Source organism: Paraburkholderia sp. JPY465, assembly GCF_050436725.1.
Taxonomy (GTDB): Bacteria; Pseudomonadota; Gammaproteobacteria; order Burkholderiales; family Burkholderiaceae; genus Paraburkholderia; species Paraburkholderia youngii.
This window is the reverse complement of record NZ_JBNDMT010000003.1, coordinates 400,955-424,159: the sequence shown is the minus strand read 5'-3', so window position 1 is coordinate 424,159 and position 23,205 is coordinate 400,955. Positions and strand designations below refer to the sequence as shown.

Below are 23,205 nucleotides of genomic sequence, written 5' to 3'. Positions count from 1 at the left end.
ATCGGTTTAGCGGGTCACCTTCATCAGCCCGTCTCGAGTGAATCGCTTGACCTTCGCCTCGTCGAGTTCGATGCCGAGACCCGGGCCGTTCGGCACGGTCAGTTCGAAGTCGCTGTAATCGAGCGACGTGGTCAGAATTTCTTCGGTGATCAGCAGCGGGCCGAACAGCTCGGTGCCCCATTGCAGATTCGCGAAGCTCGCGAACAGATGCGCCGACGCCACCGTGCTGAACGCGCCTTCGAGCATCGTGCCGCCGTACAGCTCGATGCCGGCGGCATCGGCGATCGCGGCCACGCGCTGCGCGGCGAACAGGCCGCCGCTCTGTTCGATCTTGATCGCGAACACATCGGCGCCGCCGTTCTTCGCGATCTCGAACGCGCTGTCCGGACCTTGCAGGACTTCGTCGGCCATCAGCGCGACCGGGAAGCGGCGCATCAGGCGCGCGAGCGCGGCGGCGGATGCAACCGGCTGCTCGACCAGATCGCAGCCCGCGTCCGCCAGCGCCGGAATCGCCCAGGCGGCCTGGGTCTCGCTCCACGCCATGTTCACGTCGACGCGCACCGCGGCGCGCTCGCCGACCGCTTTCTTGATGTCGGCGACGTGTTTGATGTCGGTCTTCAGTTCCTTCGCGCCGATCTTCAGCTTGAAGACCTTGTGGCGGCGTACGTCGAGCATGTGCTCGGCTTCGGCGATGTCCTTCGCGGTATCGCCCGACGCGAGCGTCCACGCAACCGGCAGGCGCTCACGGCGACGGCCGCCGAGCAACTCGCTCACCGGCACGCCGAGGCGCTTGCCATGCGCGTCGAGCAGCGCGGTTTCGAGCGCGCTCTTCGAGAAATGATTGACCTTGACCAGCTTGCCGAGGTGCGCCATCAGCGCCTGGATCTGCGTCGCGTCCTTGCCGATCATCGCCGGGGCGAAGTAGGCGTCGATCGCGAGCTTCATCGCCTCGGGGCTTTCCGGGCCGTAGGCCATGCCGGCGATCGTGGTGCCTTCGCCGATCCCGACGATGCCGTCGCTGCAGTACACCTTGACCAGCATCAGCGTCTGCCCGTACATCGTGGCGACCGACAGCTTGTGAGGGCGGATCGTCGGCAGATCGACGAGGCGGGTTTCGATACGTTCGATGGTCGCGTGGGTCATGGCGGCTACGGCGAGAAGTGAGTTCATTGGATGTTTTTATACCCCTCGCCCTTTTGGGCCGTCCAATACTTTTCCTGTCCTTTTTCATACCTTCAAGGTATGGTGACCCGCACAACCCCGGCCTTTCTATGGATTTTGCATCGCACCATGCATGTCGCGCATTGAAAAAGAGCCCGTTTTCTCGCCGCGAACATGACCTGCGTCAAGCTTCGATGCTCGTAGAGCATGTTGTGCGCGGTAGGTGTGACTGGCGATAAGGCCTCACACCGCGGACAGCGCGCTGACCATCACGTAGTACGTCGTGAGCGGGCGGCGTCGGCGGCTGACCGAATAGCTGCTGATACCAGCCGAAGCTGCGAGCCACGTCATCGACACCGATGACCGTCCAGGTACGCTTCATTCAGGCCTCCATCCGGCGAACGACGCGAAAGCTATAGCTCGCCGCGCGCGGCGAGCGCCGCGATACGGTCAGCAGTGCGGCACGCGATCGCCTGGATCGTCAGCGAAGGATTCACGCCGCCGACGGTCGGAAACACCGAGCCGTCGCACACCCACAGGTTGCGGATGTCCCAGCTGCGGCAGTCCGCATCGACGACGCTCGTCGCCGGATCGTCGCCCATGCGCGCGGTGCCGTTCAGGTGGCAGGTGTCGTCGGTCTCGCGCCAGATCTCCTTGCCGCCGGCCGCCGCGAGCGCCTGCTCCATGAAGTCCAGCGAATGCGCGATGAGCCGCTTGTCGTTCTCGCACCAGGAATAGGTGACGCGCGCGATCGGCAGCCCATACTGGTCCTTCTCGTTGGCAAGCGTCACGCGGTTGCGCTGCTGCGGCAGCATTTCGCCGACGATCTTCAGCCCCGCCTGGTGGTTGTACTTGAGCATCTCCGCGCCGAGCGCGTCGCCCCACAAGCCACGGCCGTTCTGCACCGCGACCCAGCCGTTCGGCAGCGGCCCCTGGCTCATGTAGCAGTAGCCGCCGAAAAAATCCTTGCCCTTGTCTTCGTAGTTCCAGTGCTCGGTGAGCGCGAGCGACGGCGGTCCCTTGTACCAGCGGATGTCTTCGTCGAAGGTGCCGTAGACGGCCTGGTTCGACTGCGCCATCAGGTTCTTGCCGACGAGTCCCGAGCTGTTCGCAAGTCCGTCCGGAAAGCGGCTGTTGGCCGACATGAGCAACAGGCGCGGCGTTTCGATCGCGTAGCCGGCCACCACCACGTGCTTCGCGCGCTGGAATCGCCATTGCCCTTCGCGCAGATATTCGACGCCGGTGGCGAGCCCCGCGTCGTTGGTGACGACGCGGCCGACCATCGCCAGATCGCGTACTTCGGCGCCGGCACGCAGCGCACGCGGAATCCACGTGACGAGCGCGCTTTGCTTCGCGTTGGTCGCGCAGCCCGACACGCAAAAGCCGCGGTACACGCACGGATGCGCGTGGCCGCGCGGCGCGGAGATGGTTGCGAGCGGCGTCGGGCACCAGTCGATGCCGAGCGCTTCGGCGCCGCGCGCAAGCACCAGCGCCGCCGCGTTCAGCTCATGCGCGCGATACGGATAGCGCGGCCGCTTCGGGCCCCAAGGATAGTTGACCGGTCCGGAGATTTTCAGCGCCTCCTCGACCTCGCCGTAGTAGCGCCACATCTCGCGCCAGTCGAGCGGCCAGTCGGCGCCATAGCCGAGCACGCTGCGCGACTTGAACCACTCGGGCCGAAAACGCAGCGACACCATCGCGAAATGGACCGTGCTGCCGCCGACCGCCTTGCCGCTGTTGTTGTGGCCGAGCTTCAGCGGATTGTCGCCGTCGCAGATGCGCTCGTCGGTCCAGAACAGCTTTTCCTGATGCGCCTCGTCCGACGCGAACTCCTCGAGCGGACGCCACCATGCGCCGGCATCGAACGCGACGACCTTGAAGCCCTTTTCCGCCAACCGGCACGCGAGCGTGCCACCTCCGGCGCCGGTGCCGACGATCGCGAAATCGACCTCCTCGCCGTCGGGGTACGTGCGCATCGGCACCCAGCCGCCACGCTGGAACACATCCGGGGCGCGGCCGTCCTTGCCGCGCGGCCGTTGCTGCGCATCATCGGACACGGCGGTTCTCCCTGGCGGCCTCTTCGTGCGTGTCGGGCGTTGCTTCGACCGCCTCCCACGGATCGCGCCGGTTCAGGTACATGCGCACGTAGCCGCGCGGATTCGCCGGGCCGCCGAAACCGATCTCGCTCCACGCGTGCGGATGCGAGTAGTAGAGCCCACAGATATCGTGCAGCACGCGCTCGCTGAAAAACAGCTTCGACGGCATGCCGCGCCACGCGGGGTTCGTCAGTTCGCCGCGCTGCATGTCGCCGAGCAGCGCGATCTGCGCGTCCTGCGCGAGACTCGCGAACGGCAGGCCGCCGCGCTCGCGGGATTCGGCATCGAGCGCGGCGAGGCCGATGCGCCAGGCGTCGCGCATCGGCGGCAAACGGGCGTCGCGGTAGCCGTCATTGCTGTTGCCGGCGAGGCGCGCGTCGAGCAGCGCGGCGAGCGGCACCACCGGTTGCGCGTTCGCTTGCGGCACGATGCGCGCGCACAGCGACGTGACCGCGAGCCATTCGACGGCGCTGAAAAAGCGCGGCTCGAGCGGTGTCGCGAGGCGTTCGGCGATCACCGCGCGGGTGTGAGCGTCCCACGACGGCGTCGTGCGTTTGTCGAGCACGTCGTAGCCGGGATAGCGGGTGGCTCGGGTCGAGCGTGGTTCGTGAGTCATTTTTCAGTCTCCCGCAGACGCAGCGCGGCGAGTCCGGCGAGCGCCAGCGCGGAAAAGCCCGGCGGCGCAGGCAGCGGCGGCCCGTCGAACAGGTTCTGGCTCCAGTTGCGCCAGCCGCCCTGGCGACGCGCGATCCCGCGCGCGTGAAAACCCGCGCCGACAAAGCCGAGCGCGGTCGTGATGCGCAACCACAGCCGCGTGTACCAGCGCTCACGCGGAGCAGCCAGCGCGGCATGCGCGAGCAGCGCCGCGGTGATGGGCGGAATGCTGACCGGCGCGTACATCGCGCGATGCTGGAACGCGCCGCGAAAATGCAGCAGCGCGGCCTCCCCCACGGTGCCGACGAGACCGGCCGCGACCAGCAGACCGAGCGCCTGACCGGCCGGCATGCCGAGCAGTCGCGGGTCGGCGGCGGGCTGGTCGCGCAGCCGTTCGGCGACGGCACCGAACGCGCCCGACAGCAGCAACGCGATCGGCGCGCCGAGCGGCGCCGCGTGAAACAGGTTGTTCCAGCTCCAGCCGCCCGGGCGCTTCATCACGTTGTAGAGATGGAAACCGGTGCCGGCGATGCCGGTCGCCGCCGCGCCCAGATAGATCGCATGGCGCGCGCGATGCGTTTGGCCGCGACGATCCGCGCCACCATGCAGACCCGCGGCGAGCGACAGACTCGCGCTGACGAGCGGCGCGAACATCGCGGGGTTGTCGAACGAGCCGCGGTAGTGCTCCATCGCGCTGTCGGCGAGCACCGACAGCGCGAGCAGCGCGGAGCTATGGTTGAAGGTGCGGGCCGCTTCGACGTGTGCCTGGACCTCGCCAGCGGGTTTTCTCGTGTGTACACGCGCCCGGAACGTCACGGGGGCTCGACGCTCGCGCTGTCGCAGGCCGCTGCCGCGTGGTTCGCGATGCGGCTCGGGTCCTCGCGCGCCGCGCGCGGCCAACGTCGCGACGGCCGCGACCGCCGCCGCCGTGTACAGCAATCCGGGTACGCTTGAAGAGCTCATCGATATAGCTTCCCTGTTCCGGCCTGCTTTATTTGATGAGGTAGCGCGCGGCGTCGCCCTGCTTGAATTCGAGCCCGCAACCGGGCCGCGACAGGTCCGGCTCCATCTCGCCATCGCGCAAACGCGGCGCGCCGTCGAACAGCATCGCTTCGATCCGGGCGTGGTCGTGGAACCACTCCTGATGGCGCAAGCGCGGCGCGGCGCACGCGACGTGCAGATGCAGCGCCGGCGCGCAGTGGGCGGACAGCGGCACGTGATACGCGTCGCACAGCGCGGCGGCCTGCAGAAAGCCGGTGATGCCGCCGCAACGGCTCGCGTCGGCTTGCAGCACGTCGACGGCACCGGTCGCGAGCAGGTGGCGGAAATCGTCGAGCGTGTAGCCGTATTCGCCGGCGGCGATCTCCATGCCGGCCGGCACGTGCTCACGTACGTTGCGCAGGCCCGCTTCGTCGTCCGAAGACACGGGCTCCTCGAACCAGCTCACCTCGTGCTCGGCGAAGCGTTGCGCGTAGTACAGCGCCCGCTGTGGCGTGAACGCGCCGTTGGCGTCGACGAACAGGCCCGCGCCGCCGATCGCCTCGCGCGCCGCCGCGACGCGCGCCGGGTCCTTGTCGGGCTCGCTGCCGATTTTCATCTTGACCCACCGGCAGCCGTCCTGCGCGACCCAGCCGGCGAACTGCTGCTGCAGGCGCTGGTTCGTGTACGTGGTGAAGCCGCCGCTGCCGTAGACGGGCACGGTCGGGCGCAGCGCGCCGAGCACGCCGACGAGCGGCACGCCGAGCAGCTTCGCCTTCAGGTCCCACAGCGCGCAGTCGATCGCGGAAATGGCGGTGGCGGCCAGTCCGGCGCGGCCGAGATTGCGCACCTGGCGTTGAAGCCGTTGCCAATGGGCGCCGACGTCCAGGCCGTCGTGATTCAGCACGCAGGTGGCGAGCGCGCCCTGAATCAGCGCGACGATGCAGGCGTCGCTGTACGTGTAACCGATGCCGGTGCCGCCGCCCGCGTCGACCTCGACGACGACCAGCGTGGTCGCGTCCCACGCGAACGTGCCGTCGGCTTCCGGCGCGTCGGTCGGAATCCGGTACGCGCTCGCGCGCAGCGCGGTGACGGGCGCCTGCGACGAGCCCCCATTGGTGACGCCGCGCTTCATGGCCGCGCTCCTTGCGCGTGCGCGTGACGCCTTGCAGCGATGCAATAGCCGACGGTCCCCGACATCGCAGTCTCCGGATCGTAGTGAGACGAAGCTGCCTGCTGCGCCGCAAGTACCGTTCCGCACTATTGCAATCCGTAAAGCGGGGCGGCGATGGCGAGCACGCCCAGCTCTTCGTCAATCGGCCAAACCGCCTATGTCGTCTGGCGGAGGCGACTTGGGCCCGCGCGTGGCGTAAAATACGCGCTTTCCCGAAAAACTCGCCAACATGACGCTCGCCTCCACCCAAGAGATCATCGCCGAACTGAAAGCCGGTCGGATGGTGATCCTCGTCGACGAAGAAGACCGCGAAAACGAGGGCGACCTCGTGATCGCCGCCGAGTTTGTCACTCCGGAAGCGATCAATTTCATGGCTCGCTACGGCCGCGGCCTGATCTGCCTGACGCTGACCCAGGACCGCTGCAAACAGCTGAACCTGCCGCTGATGACCTACCGCAACGGCACGCAGTACGGCACGGCGTTCACGGTCAGCATCGAAGCGGCCGAAGGCGTGACGACCGGCATCTCGGCAGCCGACCGGGCCCGCACGATCGCCGCCGCGGTCGCGCCGGACGCAAAAGCCGAACACATCGTGCAGCCCGGCCATATCTTCCCGATCATGGCCCAGCCGGGCGGCGTGCTGGTGCGCGCCGGCCATACCGAGGCCGGCTGCGACTTCACGAGGCTCGCGGGCCTCACGCCGGCCGCGGTGATCTGCGAAGTGATCAAGGACGACGGCACGATGGCGCGTCTGCCGGACCTGCTCGAGTTCGGCAAGGAGCACGGCCTGAAGACCGGCACGATCGCCGATCTGATCCACTATCGCAGCCGCACGGAATCGATCGTCGAGCGTATTTGCGAACGCACGATGCAAACCGCGCACGGCGCGTTTCGCGCGGTCATGTATCTCGACCAGCCGAGCGGCCAGCCGCATATCGCGCTGGTGCGCGGCACGCCGTCGCCCGATCGCGACACGCCGGTGCGCGTGCACGAACCGCTGTCGGTGCTGGATCTGCTCGAAGTCGGCGAATCCACGCACTCGTGGACGCTGGATGCGGCCATGAAAGAAATCGCGGAACGCGATCTCGGCGTGGTCGTGCTGCTGAACTGCGGCGACTCGAAAGACCATCTGATCGACGTCTTCAAGGCGTTCGACTCGAAGGAAAAAGCGGAGGCGCTGAAGCGCCGCCCGGTCGACTTTAAGACTTACGGCGTCGGCGCACAGATTCTGCGCGAACTCGGCGTCGGCAAGATGCAGGTGCTGTCGAACCCACGCAAGCTCGGCAGCATGTCGGGTTATGGTCTCGAAGTGACGGGCTTCATTCCGATGCCCGGCAGCAAAACGCAAGCCCCGCAAGTCTGATCCGGCCACTCACGCGCCTCGCGCCCACTCAAACACTACGGAATTCACATGGAAATCGGACAATACCAACCGAATCTCGACGGCGACGGACTGCGCATCGGCATCGTCCAGGCGCGCTTTAACGAACCCGTCTGCAACGGCCTCGCCGACTCCTGCATCGAAGAACTCGAACGCCTCGGCGTGACCGGCGAAGACGTGCTGCTCGTCACGGTGCCAGGCGCGCTGGAAATCCCGCTCGCACTGCAAAAGCTCGCGGAAAGCGCGCAATTCGACGCGCTGATCGCGCTCGGCGCGGTGATCCGCGGCGAGACGTACCACTTCGAACTCGTGTCGAACGAAAGCGGCGCGGGCATCACGCGCATCGGCCTCGACTTCGGCATTCCGGTCGCGAACGCGGTGCTGACCACCGAGAACGACGAGCAGGCCGTCGCACGCATGACCGAGAAGGGTCGCGACGCCGCGCGCGTGGCTGTCGAAATGGCGAACCTCGCGGTCGCGCTCGAACAGCTCGGCGGCGATGACGACGAAGATGATGACGAAGACGACGAGGAAGAGGCATGAAGAGCGCACGCCGACGCTCCCGCGAACTGGCCACGCAGGGGCTTTACCAGTGGCTGCTGTCGGGCTCGCCCGGCGGTGAGATCGACGCGCAACTGCGCGGCGCGCAAGGTTACGACAAGGCCGACCACGAGCATCTGGACGCAATCCTGCATGGCGTGATGCGCGATTCCGAGGAATTGTCCGCCGCGATCGCGCCGTGCCTCGATCGTCCGATCGATCAGCTGTCGCCGGTCGAGCGCGCGGTGCTGCTGGTCGCCGCGTTCGAACTGAAGAATCACGTCGACATTCCGTATCGCGTGGTCATCAACGAAGCGGTCGAGCTGACCAAGACGTTCGGCGGCTCGGATGGCTACAAGTACGTGAACGGCGTACTCGACAAGCTCTCGGCGCAACTGCGCGCCGCCGAAACGCAGGCGGCTCGCAAGGGCTGAGCGCTGTGCGGGCGGGGCTATGCCGCGCATCGGTTCCCGCCACGCCGCACTGCACAGGGCGAAGCACCTCGAGCGCCCGCAAGGACACCGCCCCGCGCTTCGATGAGCGCATCATTTGATGCGTGGGCGCCGTCCCCTGCTTCTGAATTGGATCTGACCGTATGAACTCCGTGACCGAACCTCTCGTGCGGCTCGCCGCGCGCGTCGATGCCATCCAGCCTTTCTACGTGATGGAACTGGCCAAGGAGGCCGCGCTGCTCGAACGAGCCGGGCGCGACATCATTCACATGGGCATCGGGGAGCCGGATTTCACCGCGCCCGAGCCGGTCATCGAGGCGGCCGCGAGCGCGCTGCGCCGCGGCGTCACGCAATACACGAACGCGCTCGGCGTGCACGAGCTGCGCGACGCGATTTCCGCGCATTACGCCGAGTTCTACGGCATCGACGTCGATCCGGCGCGGATCGTGGTCACGGCGGGCGCGTCGGCGGCGCTGCTGCTCGCGTGCGCGGCGCTCGTCGATCGCGACGACGAAGTGCTGATGCCCGACCCGTGCTATCCGTGCAACCGACATTTCGTGATCGCCGCCGAAGGCAAGCCGGTGATGGTGCCGAGCGGGCCGGCCGAGCGCTTCCAGCTGACCGCCGACGACGTCGAACGCCTGTGGGGCGAGCGCACCCGCGGCGTGCTGCTCGCATCGCCGTCGAATCCGACCGGCACGTCGATCGAGCCGGCCGAACTCGAGCGGATCGTCAAGGCCGTGCGTGCGCGCGCCGGCTTCACGATCGTCGACGAGATCTACCAGGGCCTCAGCTACGACGCGAAGCCCGTGTCGGCGCTGTCGTTCGGCGACGACGTGGTCACGGTCAACAGCTTCTCCAAGTACTTCAACATGACTGGCTGGCGACTCGGCTGGCTCGTCGTGCCGCCCGCGATGGTCAGCGCGTTCGAAAAGCTCGCGCAAAACCTGTTCATCTGCGCGTCGGCACTGGCGCAGCACGCGGCGCTCGCCTGCTTCGAGCCGGAGACGATCGCGATCTACGAAGCGCGGCGCCTCGAATTCAAGCGACGCCGCGACTTCATCGCGCCGGCGCTCGAATCGCTCGGCTTCTCGGTGCCGGTGATGCCCGACGGCGCGTTCTACGTCTACGCGGACTGCCGCGGCGTCGCGCATCCCGCGGCCGGCGACAGCGCGGCGCTCACGAAGGCGATGCTGCACGATGCCGGCGTCGTGCTGGTACCGGGCATGGACTTCGGCACGCACGCGCCGAGGGACTACATCCGGCTGTCGTATGCGACCGCGTATCCGAAGCTCGAAGAGGCTGTCGAGCGGCTGGCGAAGCTGTTCGGGCCGCATTGATGTGAGGCTTTGAGCCGCCGGCGACCGGCCTGCCAGACGCAAAAAAGGACACCCTCGGGTGTCCTTTTTTATTCATGCGCCTGGCAAACGTCTAACTCAAGCTCCCAGCTCCGACGCCGACGCCACATGGCGCGTCGCCGAATTGGCGCTCGCGTCGTCCTGCTGATCGGCCGGCTGCGAGTGCGCCGCCGGAGTCGCCGGGCTCAGCGCGTGGCCGGCCTGCAATGTCACCTGGACGCGCTTGCCATTGCCGCCGCTCGTCGAGGCGGCCGGCGCCGGCGTCGTCGACGCGGTCAGCACTGGAGCCTGCGGCGCATTGATCGGCACCTTGCGGCCGCGCGCGACATCGCGCAGGCGACCGCGCTCGGCCATCACCTTCGCGCCGTAGCCACCGTCGTCCGGCGTGCTCGAGCCGACGTACAGTCGGAGGCCACCCGGCAGCGAGCCGCCGCGCGCGATGCAATCCTTCAGCACGAGTGCGCCGACCTTGATGTTCGCGAGCGGTTCGAGCGCAGCGCTCTGGCCGCCGAAATACTGGAATTTGTCCGAATGCACCTTCGACATCACCTGCATCAGGCCCTGTGCGCCGACGCCGCTCTCGGCGTACGGATTGAAGCCCGATTCGATCGCCATCACCGAGAGCAGCAGCAGCGGATCGAGGCCGACTTCGCGGCCGGTGTCGAACGCGGCCTTCACGAGCTCGCTGACGGGCTCCTGAGCGACGCGATAACGCCGCGCAAGGTACGACGCGACCAGGTCCTGCTCGTGGCTCGACACGAGCACGCGGTCGTCGCGCGCATCGGCGGACACGCGTTGCTGCGGAATCAGACGCGCGAGCGCGCTGACGCCCTGCATCGTACGCGGATCGAGGCCATTGAGCGCGACGGTGCTGGTGCCCGACGTGCCAGCGTTGTCGAACGCGCCGTCGAAGCTGGTGGTCGACGAGGTCAGGGTCATGCTGCCGTCGCTCGACCCATCGGCGGGGCTCGGCGAGTTCGGCGAATTGGCCGACAGCGATTCGTCGGAGGATGCACCGGCATTTCTGGTCGGTCCGATGGCCGGCAACGGGTTGCCTTGCAGTAGGCGGGCGGGGCCCGCTTGCACGGCGGCGGAAATGACCGGCATCAGACGCGCAGCCAACGCGCCGCGCCAGGTTGGCATCAGCCATAGTGCGAGAGCCAGCACCACGGCGATCCCGCCGACAATGCTGAACAGGTGATGACTCAGTCGCGTCCCGCGGCGCAGCGCACCGCGCACAACCTGCGCAATACGCTCATCAGGACGCCACGATAACCAGGCGTTCATTCAGATCTCCCATCTTGCATGATCCGCGAACTCCGCCGGGTCAAATCAGGCGGTACAGCGCGCTCGCAGAGTCAAGACATCGCGTGCTCTCTGGTTGGGCAGCAGCGACGTCGGGAAAACGGCAACAAATACCGTTTCGGGGAGCCATCTCAAAAACAGCCCACACATATTCAATGTGCATCGGGCTTGGCTCCCACGCGAAAAACCAGCGTTGTGGACGCTGGTGAGGGACTTCAATAATGCCGTTCTACCCTGCAGGGAAGTAAAACGGTGACGCGTTGCGTCTGAGGACCGGGGGCGACGGTAAAAAGGTTAACGCCCTGCAACCAATGTGGTCGGATTCTATGCACGGTTTTATAGATCGTCAACACTATAGAATGCAATATCTATAACTATTTGTAATTATAAACAGTGTTCAGTTGGCCGAAAGCCCTGTTCTGTGTGCGTTTTAGGCGATCCGACCCTGGCTGTTCCGGATAGACCATTTGGTTGATCTACGTGCGCTAGCTAACGCAGGTAAAATCGACAATCGTTCTTTGCGCCGGACACGTACATCCGTCGGTCCTTCTGCGCCCCCAATCCTATGCGCCGTGCATGCGGCCCTGAACCGTCACAGATGAAATACAAAGACTTGCGCGATTTCACCGGCCGCCTCGAGGCGATCGGTGAATTGCGCCGAATTTCGCAAAACGTGTCGCCGAATCTCGAAATGACCGAACTGTGCGACCGCGTGTTGCGCGCGGGCGGTCCGGCTCTGCTGTTCGAGAACACCGAGCGCCACGCCTTCCCGGTGCTCGGCAATCTGTTCGGCACGCCGCGCCGCGTCGCGCTCGGCATGGGCATCGATGCAGAAGCGGGCGCCGGCGACCAGGCGGCGCTCGAATCGCTGCGCGATGTCGGCCGGCTACTCTCCGCGCTGAAGGAACCCGAGCCGCCGAAAGGGCTCAAGGACGCCGGCAAGCTGCTGTCGCTAGCGAAGGCCGTGTGGGACATGGCGCCGAAGACGGTCAGCGCGCCGCCCTGCCAGGAAATCGTCTGGGAAGGCAACGACGTCGACCTCGGCAAATTGCCTATTCAGACCTGCTGGCCGGGCGATGCCGGGCCGCTGATCACCTGGGGCCTGACCGTCACGAAAGGGCCGAACAAGAGCCGACAAAACCTGGGTATCTATCGCCAGCAACTGATCGGGCGCAACAAACTGATCATGCGCTGGCTCGCGCATCGCGGCGGCGCGCTCGATTTCCGCGAGTTCGCGCTGAAAAATCCCGGCAAGCCGTATCCGGTGGCCGTCGTGCTCGGCGCGGACCCGGCGACGACCCTCGGCGCGGTCACGCCGGTGCCCGACACGCTGTCCGAATACCAGTTCGCCGGCCTGCTACGCGGCGGACGCACCGAGCTCGCGAAGTGCATCACGCCGGGCGTCGACGGTTTGCAGGTGCCCGCGCGCGCAGAGATCGTGCTCGAAGGCTTCATCTATCCACAGGAAGGAGAGCCCTCGCCCGCTCCGGCCGGCGCGCCGCCGCGTCCGTCGAAGGGTGCGTCGGCAACCTACGAACACGCGCTCGAAGGCCCGTACGGCGATCACACCGGCTACTACAACGAACAGGAGTGGTTCCCCGTCTTCACGGTCGAGCGGATCACGATGCGCCGCGACGCGATCTATCACTCCACGTACACCGGCAAACCGCCCGACGAGCCCGCGGTACTCGGCGTCGCGCTGAACGAAGTGTTCGTGCCGCTGCTGCAGAAGCAATTCACCGAGATCACCGACTTTTATTTGCCGCCCGAAGGCTGCAGCTACCGCATGGCGATCGTGCAGATGAAGAAGAGCTACCCCGGCCACGCGAAGCGCGTGATGTTCGGCGTGTGGAGCTTCCTGCGGCAGTTCATGTATACGAAGTTCATCGTCGTCGTCGATGAGGACGTCAATATCCGCGACTGGAACGAAGTGATCTGGGCGATCACCACGCGAGTGGATCCGACGCGCGACACGGTGCTCGTCGACCGCACGCCGATCGACTATCTCGATTTCGCGTCGCCGGTAGCCGGTCTCGGCTCGAAGATGGGGCTCGACGCGACCAACAAGTGGCCGGGCGAAACCGACCGCGAATGGGGCCGCCCGATCGTGATGGACGAGGCGGTCAAGCAGCGTATCGACAGCTTGTGGAATGAGTTGGGCCTCGGCCTCTAAACGCGCGCCAAACAACACAACTAATAACGGATGGAGCGCTCGCGCGGATGCACGCTTTTTCAATGATGTCGGACGGTTTTTTTCTGTCCTTGTCGCTGTGCCTCGATATCGGTCTCGTCAACGTCGCGATCATTTCCCTGACGCTGTCGCACGGCTTCCGGCCGGGCTTCTGGCTCGGCCTCGGCTCGTGCGTCGGCGATCTCATTTACGCGGCGCTCGCGCTCGCGGGCATGGCCGCGCTGCTGCAGTTCGAATCGGTGCGCTGGGTCGTGTGGATCGGCGGCGCGGCGATCCTGCTCTTTCTCACCTGGAAGATGGGGCGCGAAGCGATGTTCCCAGCCACGGCGCCCGCTGTAGCCGGCGAAGGCGACGCTACTGCGCCGCATCAGTCGCCATGGCGCGGCTTCCTGCGTGGCGTGCTGCTGGCGGTGTCGTCGCCTTCAGCGATCCTGTGGTTCGCGGCGGTCGGCGGCGCGCTGATCGCGAAAGCCGGCGCAACGAGCCCGACGACTGCTCTGATCTTCCTCGGCGGCTTCTTTCTCGGCGGCCTGTGCTGGACGCTTTTTATCTGCGGCCTTGGCAGCCACGGACGCAAGCGCGCGGGTGCCGGTCTGCTGCGGGCGTGTCACGTTCTGTCGGCGCTGCTGTTCGCGTATTTCTCGTACAGCGTGATCGTCAACGGGTATCACGACCTGATCGTACAGAGCACCGCACAAGTGGCAAGCTGAAGCGATCCAGAATAAAAAAACGGCTCGCATCGGCGAGCCGTTTTTTCTTCATGCGTCTCGGCGTCAGTCGCTCAGGCGAGGTACTGCGCGAGCTTCGGCAAATCGACGTTGCCGCCGCTCACCACCACGCCGACGCGCTTGCCCTTCACCGGCACGATGCCATTCAGCACCGCCGCCGCCGCGAGGCAACCGGTCGGTTCGACGACGATCTTCATGCGCTGCGCGAAAAAGCGCATCGTCTCGATCAGTTGCGCGTCGCTGACCGTTTCGATTCGCGCGACCAGCCGACGGATGACCGCGAACGTGTAATGGCCCAAATGCGTCGAGGCGGCGCCATCGGCGATCGTGCGCGGCGTGTCGATATGGACGATCTCGCCGCGCGCGAGCGACTGCTGGCCGTCGTTGCCCGCTTCGGGCTCGATGCCGATCACCGTGCAAGCCGGACTCAGCGCAGCAGCCGACAACGCGCTGCCGCTGATCAGCCCGCCGCCGCCAAGGCACACGAACAACATGTCGAGCGGGCCGGTTTCGTCGATCAGCTCTTTGACCGCGGTGCCCTGCCCGGCGATCACGTGCGGATGGTCGTACGGCGGAATCAGCGTCATGCCGCGCTCCTCGGCTAGGCGCCGGCCGATTTCCTCGCGATTTTCCTTGTAGCGATCGTACGTGATCACTTCACCGCCGTAGCCTTTGGTCGCGGCGACCTTGGCCTCGGGCGCGTCGTGCGGCATCACGATCGTCGCGTGAATGCCGGCGAGACACGCCGACAGCGCGATCGCCTGCGCGTGATTGCCCGACGAATAGGTCAGCACCCCCGCCTTGCGCTGCTCCGCGTCGAAATGCGAAATCGCGTTGTACGCACCGCGGAACTTGAATGCGCCCATGCGCTGGAAGTTTTCGCACTTGAAGAACACCGACGCGCCAGTGCGCTCGTCGAACGTGCTCGACGTCAGAACGGGGGTGCGGTGCGCGACGCCTTCGAGACGCGTGGCGGCGTCGAGGACGTCATCGAAGGTGGGAGCGGGAAGCGCTTGCATCGGCGAAGCTCTCCTGAAGCGGTGGCGAAGCAGCCATTCTCCCAGCTTCATCGATGCTTTGGAATGGTGCTTGCGGGAGCGCGCGACGCCTGCGAGGAACCCTGCGGAAAGCAAAAATCCAGCGATACAAATAGAAGCGGCGTAACCCGGCACAAGCCTGTGTTACGCCGTCGACGTTCCCGCGCGCGTCATGCGCGCCCGCGCTTCTTAATGACGATAGTACGGGTGTCCGTAGCCGCCGCGATAGTAGCCACGGTAGCCGTGGTAGTAGCCGCGATAGTAAGGGTGGCCATAGCCGTAATAGCCGCCGACCACTACTGGAGCCGGTGCGACCACAACCGGCGGCGCATACACCGGCGGAGGCGGCGGCGCGTAATAGACGGGCGGCGGCGCCGCATAGACCGGATAGGCGGGCGCGATCGGCACCCCAAGGCCGATACCGACGGAAACACCTGCCTCAGCAGCCCCGGCTAGTCCCAAGCCGAGTGCGGCTGCAACGACAAACGGAACGATCTTTTTCACTTCTATTCTCCTAGCGCGGCCTGCCAAGGTCGCCGACTGCGCATGCCTCGCATGCTGCGGAATCAATGTATCTAAAAAGCCCCGGCCGAACTGTTCGCATTTGTTGCAAATTGCAAGGGCGAGCCGAAGCGTTTGGCCGGGCGCCGCACGAGCGCGCCTACGCGCCGCCGCGACGACCGCAAAATGAGCCGTGAATCAAGGGGTTGCACGCGAGCGACGGACCGCGTGTCATAGGTCTGATCGTGCGCGAGGGGCTAGAGTTCGCGCATCGGTAAACTTTAATTACAAATTCGATTCAATCCTGACAGCCCGGAGGAATTTCCCAATAAAAAATGCCCGGCTCAATGACTCGAGCCGGGCATTTTCTCACCTGTGAAGACCGCGCGCCTAGCCGACCTTCACGTACACGAATTCGCGGGACACATTGGGCGGCACGTATGCGCCGCTGATCCGCACGCGCGGCGTCAGGCGTTTTTTCTGATCCCACCAGCGACGGCGCTGGGCGTGCGTCAGGAACCGCAAGTGTTTTCGGTAAGAAAAAATACTCATCGCTACCCTCCCGATTTTCTGACTGCGAACGAAGTACGAAAATACGACGGTCAAAACCGGCTCATCGACCACTGTTCCTGTCACTACGATTGTGAGCAGTTTTCACACCCATGGGCGTCGCGCCACCCGATGACCGACCGTTGGCGCCATATCGCCCGCAAACTCATCCGACGACAGGTGTCGACCCGAGGGGCCGGATCGCGCTCGCGCTGCGCCGGATGCGAGATACTGCTGCTTTCCCGTTCACACGATCCGTCGGGAGCAGGTGACCATGTCCCAGTCTTCCTTGCCGCGCGTCGGCTTCATCGGCGCGGGGCGGCTTGCGCGCTGTCTCGCGCTCGCGTTTGCGCGCGCCGGCTACCCGGTCACCGCGGTGGCGAGCCGCTCGGCCGATTCCGCGCGCCGGCTCGCCGCCCAGATCGCACACTGCGCGGCCTCAACCGACCCGCAACGGGTCGTCGACGCCGCCGATATCGTTTTTTTAGCCGTTCCCGACGACAGCATCGGTACGACAGCGCACACTCTCCGCTTTGGCGGCGATGCGGCAAGCCACCCCGGCAAGGCGCTCGTGCACTGCAGCGGCGCATCGCCGGTCGAATTACTGGCGCAGGCGCGCGATCAGGGCGCGGCGATCGGCGGCTTTCATCCGCTGTATCTATTTAGCGGCGAGCTCGCCGATCTCGAGCGGATCGCCGGCTGTTCGGTGACGATCGAAGCCGACGGCGAACTGAAGGAGACGCTGACCGCGCTCGCGCTCGCGCTGCGCTGCCATCCGCTGTCGATTCCGCCGGGCGGCCGCATGCTGTATCACGCCGCCGCGCACTACGCGGCGAGCTTTGCGCTCTGCAGCCTCGCCGAATGCGTCGCGTTGTGGCGCACGCTCGGCTTTGCCGAAGACGACGCGCTGCGCGCTCTCTTGCCGATGCTCGCCGGCACGATCGAAACCGCGCGCGACAAGGGCCTGCCGAACGCGCTCGCGGGACCGGTATCGCGCGGCGACACCGGTGTCGTCGAGAAGCAGCTGGCGCTGCTCGAAAGCTTCGACGGCGACCATGCCGCGCTGTACGGTCTGCTGACGCGCCGCGCGGTCAACCTCGCGCGACGGCGCGCCGCGCCGCCCGCGACGATTGAAGCGATCTCCGAAGCTGTGGAAGAATCGCTGGGCCGCTCGCTGAATCGGGCGGCAGCAGGTGCAAGCGTTGAGTAAGCCGTGATAATGTGACGTCCGGCGCGCCGGGCGAAGCAGACGCGAATCACGCGACGACCCGCGCCGCGCCTCGGGATCAACAGACGAGAACGCACAATGATCAAGGTCAGCATCCTCTACCCGTACCGGGAAAATGGCCGCTTCGACATGGACTACTACTGCGCGACCCATATGCCGCTCGCGGCGAAACTGTTCGGGCCGGCGCTGAAAGGCTGGTCGGTCGACGCGGGCCTGAACGCCGGACCGCCCGGCACGCCGCCGCCTTACGTGGCAGCGGGTCACTTCCTGTTCGATAGCGCGGACGACTTCTATGAAGTGTTCAAGCCCGCGTCCGAGCAACTATTGGCGGATATCCCGAACTACACCGACGGCGGCAACGGCACGATCCTGATCAGCGAGGTCCGGATTTCCGTGTGATGCCGGACAGACAACCACTGGTAGGCGGTGCGCAATGGCGTCGAACCTCCGGTTGGCTAACGAGTTAATCCAGAAAACCGCTGGCGCGCACCGATCGGGCGACGCCGGCAGCCCGCGGCCCGCCGGTGGCCGTTATCAGAAGCATAAGGACACGAGATGTTTGGCGATATCGCCCGTTTTCTGCTCAATACCATTTTCACGCTGTTCGGCGCGGCGCTGCTGTTGCGCGCGTGGCTACAGGTCGTGCGCCTGCCGCCGTACAACCCGGTCTCGAATGCCGTGCTGCAAGCGACCAACTGGATCGTGCTGCCGTTGCGGCACATTCTGCCGAGCACGCGCAGGATCGACTGGGCGAGCGTGGCCGCGACGCTGATCGCCGCGATTATCTACGTCCTCCTGATGATCGTGATGACCGGTGCCGATCCGCTGACGCTCGTGCCGACGCTGCTGATCGTCGCGGTACTCACTGCGATCAAATGGGCGCTCAATCTGATCATCTGGATGACGATCCTGATGGCGCTGCTGTCGTGGCTCAATCCGCGCTCGCCGGCGATGCCGATTCTGTATCAGCTGACGGCGCCGTTTCTGAATCCGCTGCGCCGCGTGCTGCCGAAGTTCGGCGGTATCGATGTGTCGCCGATCCTGCTGTTCGTGATCGTGCAAGTGCTGCAGATGGTCGTCACGCGCGCGGCGGTCCAACTGACTTATTTTGTGATCTGACCTGAGCGCGTTGGAGACGCCGCCGCTTGCGACCGCACGCGGCGGCGTTTTCGTGTCTGCTGATCGTTGTGGCGGCTTCGACCGCCTCAGGCGGTCAATTTTCGGATCGCCAGGCTGGGTCGCGAGCCGTGGATCAGAACGTACTTCAGTCGCCCTCCGCAGCCGCGGTCGCCGCCACGCGCTCGCGCGCTGGCACGGCCACCGCGGGTCGCGGCAACGCCGGCTGGTCGACACGCACGCGCGCCGGCGCCTGAGTCGACGCCCGCGCCGGCTTCGACACGGCCGCCGCAAAACCGCGGCTCTCCGCGGTCCGGAACACCGACACCGTCTGCTTCATCTTGCGCGCCTGCGCTTCGAGCGATTGCGCGGCCGCCGCGGCCTGTTCGACGAGGGCCGCGTTCTGCTGCGTGGTCTCGTCCATCTGCGTGACGGCCTGGCCGACCTGGTGAATGCTGCGGTTCTGCTCTTCCGAGGCCGTCGCGATCTCGCCGACGATGTCCGACACGCGATGAATCGCGTCCTTGATATCCGCCATCGTCGTGCTGACTTCGGCCGCCTGCTGCGTGCCGCCCTCGATGATCGCGACCGACGTCGTGATCATCTCCTTAATCTCCTTCGCCGCGCTAGCCGAACGCTGCGCCAGATTGCGCACCTCGCTCGCGACCACCGCGAAGCCGCGCCCCTGCTCGCCCGCGCGCGCCGCCTCGACGGCCGCGTTCAACGCAAGAATATTCGTCTGAAACGCAATGCCCTCGATCACGCCGGTAATCTCCGAGATCTTCGTCGAGCTGCCGCTGATCTCGCCGATCGTGCGCACCATGCCCTCGACCGCCGTGTTGCCGGTGTTGACGACCTGTGCCGCCTGAGTCGCGAGCGCGCTCGCGTTGCGCGCGTTGTCGCTGTTGCGGCCGACGGTCTGCGTCAACTCCGACATGCTCGCCGCGGTCTGTTCGAGCGAAGCGGCCTGCTCTTCGGTACGCGCGGACAGATCGATGTTGCCGCTCGCGATCTGCTGCGAAGCGATGCTGACCGACTCGGCGCTCTCGCGGATCGAGCCGATCGTCGACGCCAGACGCTCCTGCATGTGTGCGACCGCGCGCAGGATGCTGCGCTCGTCGGCGGCGCCGGTGTGCAGGCGCTGGCTCAGGTCGCCGCCCGCGATCTGCTCGACGACCTTCGCGACTTCGGCCGGTTCGCCGCCGATCTGCCGCACGACCGCCCGCGTCACCAGCAGCCCCAAGCCGATCGCAATCGCAACGCCGACGACCGCGCAGCTCGCGATCCACCACGTCACCGAGCGAACCATGTCGACGCCGTTCGCTACGCGCTGTCTGGCCAACTCATCGCGCACGTCCGACAGCTTGATCATCAGCGTGCGCAGCTTGACGTGCAGCGGGTCGGTGGTCGATTTGAGTTCGGCGAGCGCGCCGGTCTGATCGCCCTGGTCGGCTAGCGCCATCACCTTCGCGACCGAACTCATATAGGCCGGATAGGCGGCGTCGAAGTCGCTCAGCAATTGCTTTTGCGCGTCCGTGGTCGCGTGCTTGCGCTCGTAGTCGAACGCCGCCAGGATCGCCGCTTCACCGCCGTGATTCAGGCGCACCGTATCGGCGCGGCCCGCCGGCTCCGGATTCAGGATGTACGAATAGAGGCGACGGAAGTGCGAGGCCGCCTGCCACGCGGCGGTGCCGTCGTCGCGCACCGGCACGAATTCGCGGTCGTACATTTCGGTTTGCATCGTCGCGACTTCGCGCACCTTCAGCACACCGACCGTGCCGACGATGGCCGTCACGAACGCGCACAGCATCAACGAGCCGACCAGCTTGTGGCTCAGTTTCAGATTGGAAAACCACTGCATCTTGGGAAAGTCTCTTGAACAGGATGGGGAGCGCCGCGAGCGTGACGGCTTGCGGGTGCGCAAGCGCACGATGTTGGGCAGCATTCGGGTTAACGGCAGGTGCAGACGCCATCTGAAGACGCGCGCCGTTCTGACCGTCGACGCGAAAAGACGAGGCGGCCGTTCGTGCGCGCGAACCATACCCCTGCCCAAACCGCCCAAAAGCCTGTAAAATCGCGAGTTCCGCGGGCGTCGTATAATGGTAATACCCTAGCTTCCCAAGCTAGAGCCGTGGGTTCGATTCCCATCGCCCGCTCCACTTTCCTGCTGAGAATTCAGCGGAAGCTAGCAAGAGCCGCCTCCCTGAAGGCGGCTTTTTTGTAGTGGCAACGGCCCGGCACAGCGCGCAAGCCGCGCAGCCCTCACCCTTGCAGCAGCATCGACGATGATCCACGATCCAAACGACTCCGGTCTCCCGGACGACTCCCCGACTCCCACCAGCGCCGCAGACCACTCCACCCGCGACGGGACGAACCACGTCGACGGTACGCCCGGTGCGGCGCCGGCAGACACGCTTCATCACCGCCGCATCCGCAGCTTCGTCACGCGCGCGGGTCGCGTGTCGACCGGCCAGCGCCGCGCGCTCGATGAGTTCGGCCCGCGCTTCGTCGTGCCCTACACGCCGCAGCAGCCCGACTGGACCGGCGTGTTCGGCCGCGAAGCGCCGCGCGTGCTGGAGATCGGCTTCGGCATGGGCGCGACCACCGCGGAGATCGCCGCGCAGCGGCCCGGCGACGACTTCCTCGGCGTCGAAGTCCACGAGCCCGGCGTCGGCGCGCTGCTGAAGCTGATCGGCGAGCAGTCGCTGACGAACATCCGCATCATCCAGCACGACGCGGTCGAAGTGCTCGAGCACATGATTGCGCCCGACAGCCTCGACGGCGTGCACATCTTCTTCCCCGATCCGTGGCACAAGGCGCGTCATCACAAGCGCCGGCTGATCCAGCCGAAGTTCGTCGCGCTGCTCGTGTCGCGCCTGAAGCCCGGTGCGTATCTGCATTGCGCGACCGACTGGCAGAACTACGCCGAACAGATGCTCGAAGTGCTCGGCGCCGATCCACTGCTAGAAAACACCGCCGACACCTACGCACCGCGGCCCGACTATCGTCCGGTGACGAAGTTCGAGCGGCGCGGCCTGCGGCTCGGCCACGGCGTGTGGGACCTGGTGTTCCGCAAGCGCGCCGCCGCGTGAAGCGACGAAACGGCAAGCCAACGAAAAAAGGTCCGCATTTGCGGACCTTTTTTCATCGCACGGCCAACCTCAATCGGCCCAGCTCAACCCGCCGCTATAGCCGATCAGCAGGATCAGCAGACCGAAGCCGATGCGATACCACGCGAACACCGTGAAGTCGTGCGACGCGACGTAGCGCAGCAGCCAGCGGATGCAAATGAACGCACTGACGAACGCGGCCGCGAAGCCGAGCGCGAAGCTGCCAAGCGCGTCGGTGGTGAGCAGATGCCAATCCTTGTACAGCTCGTAGGCGGTCGCGCCGAAGATGATCGGGATTGCGAGAAAGAAGGAAAACTCGGTCGCGGCACGGCGCTCGATGCCGAACAGCATGCCGCCGATGATCGTCGAGCCCGAGCGCGAAGTCCCCGGAATCAGCGCGAAACACTGCGCCAGGCCGACTTTCAGCGCATCGAGCGGGCTCAGGTCGTCGATGCTGCGCACCCGCACCGCCGCGTCGCCGCGCGCACGCTGACGCGCCTCCGCCCACAGGATCACGACGCCGCCCGCAACCAGCGCGAACGCGACCGGCACCGGCGCAAACAGCGCCTCCTTGATCGACTTTTCGAACAGCAGGCCCAGCACGATCGCCGGAATCGTCGCGATGATCACGTTCAGCGCGAAGCGGCGCGCTTCCGGCCGGTTCGGCAGACCCACGATCACGTTGCCGATGCGGCGGCGAAACTCCCAGCACACGGCGAGAATCGCGCCGAGCTGGATCACGACATCGAAGGTCTTCGCGTGCTCGTCGGAAAAATCGATCAGACTGCCGACGACGATCAGATGCCCGGTGCTCGACACCGGCAGGAACTCCGTCAAACCCTCGACCACGCCGAGAATCAGCGCTTTGCAAGCCAGTAGCCAGTCCATCCGTGTCCCTTATCGCAGTTGGTTGTCGCAACGAAATGGGCCTGCACGGTCATGACTGGCATGCGCGGCCCTCGTGGCCGCACGTGCACGTCATCTTTCGACGATCTGCACGCGTATGCCGTTTGAAAGGATGGTGATTGTACCGGGTTCGTAATGGACGCCGGCAAATTGCAGTTGCTCGGGCTTGAACGTGTAGATCGGATAGTTGGTCAGCAATTGGGTCGCGAGCAGCGCCGCGGCGGCGTTGATCTGCTGCGTGTACATCTGCGCCTGGCCGCTCACGCTGACGTTATCGACACTTGGCGACTTGAGGATCACCGAACGGCTCGCCGCGTCGTAGGCAAGTTCGCTCGACAAAGTGAACACGCCATCGACCGGCTCTTGCAGGAACGGGCTCGCGAAACGCGCGTCGAGCTTCACCTGCACGCGGTTCGCATCGGGCAACATGCCCACCACCGGATTGCTCAGCGCGACGTCGAACACCTGCGACACCGTGCGCTGATACGGGAATTTGCGCTGCACGGCCTCCTGCACCTGCTTCTGCGAGAACGTGTATTGCGACGGCATGAACGGAAAAGTCGGGCTCGCGCACGCCGCGAGCGACACAGTGATGCCAAGCACGCTGCAGCCGGTCAGCGCGGCGCGCAGAAAGCGGCGCCGGGCCGGCGCTGCGGGTCGGGTCATGCGAAATCTCCTGTGGAAGCCCTTGCGGACATCGGCTTGCGTTGGCTGTGAGGTGGATGATGGCGCTTATCGCA

General features: G+C 65.7%; 22 protein-coding genes and 1 tRNA gene. 11 read left to right on the top strand and 12 right to left on the bottom strand.

What is annotated here, in order from left to right; genetic code table 11:
• Positions 1–6: 6 nt before the first annotated feature.
• The 5 genes from QFZ94_RS16500 to QFZ94_RS16480 all read right to left on the bottom strand — a co-directional run bounded on the left by QFZ94_RS16500 (position 7) and on the right by QFZ94_RS16480 (position 6,024).
• On the bottom strand, positions 7–1,143 hold the full coding sequence (locus QFZ94_RS16500) for a muconate/chloromuconate family cycloisomerase (RefSeq protein WP_410851840.1): 1,137 nt from the start codon (positions 1,141–1,143) through the stop codon (positions 7–9).
• Positions 1,144–1,574: 431 nt separating this feature from the next.
• A complete protein-coding gene (locus tag QFZ94_RS16495) occupies positions 1,575–3,218 on the bottom strand; it encodes a GMC family oxidoreductase (protein WP_429458232.1) in 1,644 nt (547 codons plus the stop codon).
• On the bottom strand, positions 3,208–3,873 hold the full coding sequence (locus tag QFZ94_RS16490; RefSeq protein WP_429458230.1) for a gluconate 2-dehydrogenase subunit 3 family protein: 666 nt from the start codon (positions 3,871–3,873) through the stop codon (positions 3,208–3,210). The genes QFZ94_RS16495 and QFZ94_RS16490 overlap by 11 nt, the downstream gene beginning before the upstream one ends.
• A complete protein-coding gene (locus QFZ94_RS16485; RefSeq protein WP_429458228.1) occupies positions 3,870–4,874 on the bottom strand; it encodes a hypothetical protein in 1,005 nt (334 codons plus the stop codon). The genes QFZ94_RS16490 and QFZ94_RS16485 overlap by 4 nt, the downstream gene beginning before the upstream one ends.
• Positions 4,875–4,902: 28 nt before the next feature.
• Complete coding sequence (locus QFZ94_RS16480) at positions 4,903–6,024, bottom strand: enolase C-terminal domain-like protein (protein WP_410851844.1); 1,122 nt, start codon at positions 6,022–6,024, stop codon at positions 4,903–4,905.
• Positions 6,025–6,292: 268 nt separating this feature from the next.
• Between QFZ94_RS16480 and ribBA the strand changes: the two genes are divergently transcribed.
• From ribBA to QFZ94_RS16460, 4 genes are all read left to right on the top strand, one after another.
• Entirely contained in the window at positions 6,293–7,426 is a 1,134-nt protein-coding gene (gene ribBA, locus QFZ94_RS16475; RefSeq protein WP_368584955.1) for a bifunctional 3,4-dihydroxy-2-butanone-4-phosphate synthase/GTP cyclohydrolase II, read from the top strand.
• Positions 7,427–7,474: 48 nt separating this feature from the next.
• Positions 7,475–7,987: a 6,7-dimethyl-8-ribityllumazine synthase gene (gene ribH / locus QFZ94_RS16470; protein ID WP_368584956.1), complete on the top strand. Its 513-nt coding sequence runs from the start codon at positions 7,475–7,477 to the stop codon at positions 7,985–7,987.
• Positions 7,984–8,418 (top strand): transcription antitermination factor NusB, encoded by a 435-nt coding sequence (gene nusB / locus QFZ94_RS16465; RefSeq protein ID WP_013090229.1) that lies wholly within the window; start codon positions 7,984–7,986, stop codon positions 8,416–8,418. Before ribH ends, nusB begins: the two co-directional genes overlap by 4 nt.
• A gap of 161 nt (positions 8,419–8,579) precedes the next feature.
• On the top strand, positions 8,580–9,776 hold the full coding sequence (locus tag QFZ94_RS16460; protein ID WP_429458225.1) for a pyridoxal phosphate-dependent aminotransferase: 1,197 nt from the start codon (positions 8,580–8,582) through the stop codon (positions 9,774–9,776).
• Between the two features lie 96 nt (positions 9,777–9,872).
• Here QFZ94_RS16460 and QFZ94_RS16455 read toward each other — a convergent pair whose 3' ends face one another.
• Positions 9,873–11,081, bottom strand: coding sequence for a transglycosylase SLT domain-containing protein (locus QFZ94_RS16455; RefSeq protein WP_429458223.1), 1,209 nt, complete (start codon positions 11,079–11,081; stop codon positions 9,873–9,875).
• 616 nt (positions 11,082–11,697) lie between these two features.
• Between QFZ94_RS16455 and QFZ94_RS16450 the strand changes: the two genes are divergently transcribed.
• Positions 11,698–13,272 (top strand): UbiD family decarboxylase, encoded by a 1,575-nt coding sequence (locus tag QFZ94_RS16450; RefSeq protein ID WP_410851848.1) that lies wholly within the window; start codon positions 11,698–11,700, stop codon positions 13,270–13,272.
• A 47-nt stretch (positions 13,273–13,319) separates the two neighbouring features.
• Positions 13,320–14,000: a LysE family translocator gene (locus QFZ94_RS16445; RefSeq protein WP_429458221.1), complete on the top strand. Its 681-nt coding sequence runs from the start codon at positions 13,320–13,322 to the stop codon at positions 13,998–14,000.
• 71 nt (positions 14,001–14,071) lie between these two features.
• Here QFZ94_RS16445 and QFZ94_RS16440 read toward each other — a convergent pair whose 3' ends face one another.
• The 3 genes from QFZ94_RS16440 to QFZ94_RS16430 form a co-directional block, all read right to left on the bottom strand.
• A complete protein-coding gene (locus QFZ94_RS16440) occupies positions 14,072–15,037 on the bottom strand; it encodes a threo-3-hydroxy-L-aspartate ammonia-lyase (protein ID WP_429458219.1) in 966 nt (321 codons plus the stop codon).
• 207 nt (positions 15,038–15,244) lie between these two features.
• Complete coding sequence (locus QFZ94_RS16435; RefSeq protein WP_368584963.1) at positions 15,245–15,559, bottom strand: hypothetical protein; 315 nt, start codon at positions 15,557–15,559, stop codon at positions 15,245–15,247.
• A gap of 387 nt (positions 15,560–15,946) precedes the next feature.
• Positions 15,947–16,108, bottom strand: a complete 162-nt coding sequence (locus QFZ94_RS16430) for a hypothetical protein (protein WP_013090236.1) — start codon at positions 16,106–16,108, stop codon at positions 15,947–15,949.
• Positions 16,109–16,379: 271 nt separating this feature from the next.
• On the opposite strand from QFZ94_RS16430, the gene QFZ94_RS16425 reads away from it, so the two are divergent.
• From QFZ94_RS16425 to QFZ94_RS16415, 3 genes are all read left to right on the top strand, one after another.
• Positions 16,380–17,315 (top strand): Rossmann-like and DUF2520 domain-containing protein, encoded by a 936-nt coding sequence (locus tag QFZ94_RS16425; protein ID WP_429458216.1) that lies wholly within the window; start codon positions 16,380–16,382, stop codon positions 17,313–17,315.
• Between the two features lie 96 nt (positions 17,316–17,411).
• Positions 17,412–17,732, top strand: a complete 321-nt coding sequence (locus tag QFZ94_RS16420; RefSeq protein ID WP_018434500.1) for an EthD family reductase — start codon at positions 17,412–17,414, stop codon at positions 17,730–17,732.
• A 156-nt stretch (positions 17,733–17,888) separates the two neighbouring features.
• Complete coding sequence (locus tag QFZ94_RS16415) at positions 17,889–18,452, top strand: YggT family protein (protein ID WP_368584966.1); 564 nt, start codon at positions 17,889–17,891, stop codon at positions 18,450–18,452.
• Between the two features lie 145 nt (positions 18,453–18,597).
• Here QFZ94_RS16415 and QFZ94_RS16410 read toward each other — a convergent pair whose 3' ends face one another.
• Complete coding sequence (locus QFZ94_RS16410) at positions 18,598–20,310, bottom strand: methyl-accepting chemotaxis protein (RefSeq protein WP_429458214.1); 1,713 nt, start codon at positions 20,308–20,310, stop codon at positions 18,598–18,600.
• 224 nt (positions 20,311–20,534) lie between these two features.
• Between QFZ94_RS16410 and QFZ94_RS16405 the strand changes: the two genes are divergently transcribed.
• Positions 20,535–20,608: transfer RNA gene (locus QFZ94_RS16405), tRNA-Gly, on the top strand.
• 126 nt (positions 20,609–20,734) lie between these two features.
• Positions 20,735–21,541 carry a tRNA (guanosine(46)-N7)-methyltransferase TrmB gene (gene trmB, locus QFZ94_RS16400; RefSeq protein WP_410851854.1) on the top strand — a complete coding sequence of 269 codons (807 nt, stop codon included), beginning with the start codon at positions 20,735–20,737 and terminating at the stop codon, positions 21,539–21,541.
• A gap of 69 nt (positions 21,542–21,610) precedes the next feature.
• On the opposite strand, the gene QFZ94_RS16395 is transcribed toward trmB, so the two are convergent.
• Entirely contained in the window at positions 21,611–22,447 is an 837-nt protein-coding gene (locus tag QFZ94_RS16395; RefSeq protein WP_410851855.1) for an undecaprenyl-diphosphate phosphatase, read from the bottom strand.
• 90 nt (positions 22,448–22,537) lie between these two features.
• Positions 22,538–23,131, bottom strand: coding sequence for a DUF1439 domain-containing protein (locus QFZ94_RS16390; protein ID WP_018434505.1), 594 nt, complete (start codon positions 23,129–23,131; stop codon positions 22,538–22,540).
• Between the last annotated feature and the right edge of the window lie 74 nt (positions 23,132–23,205).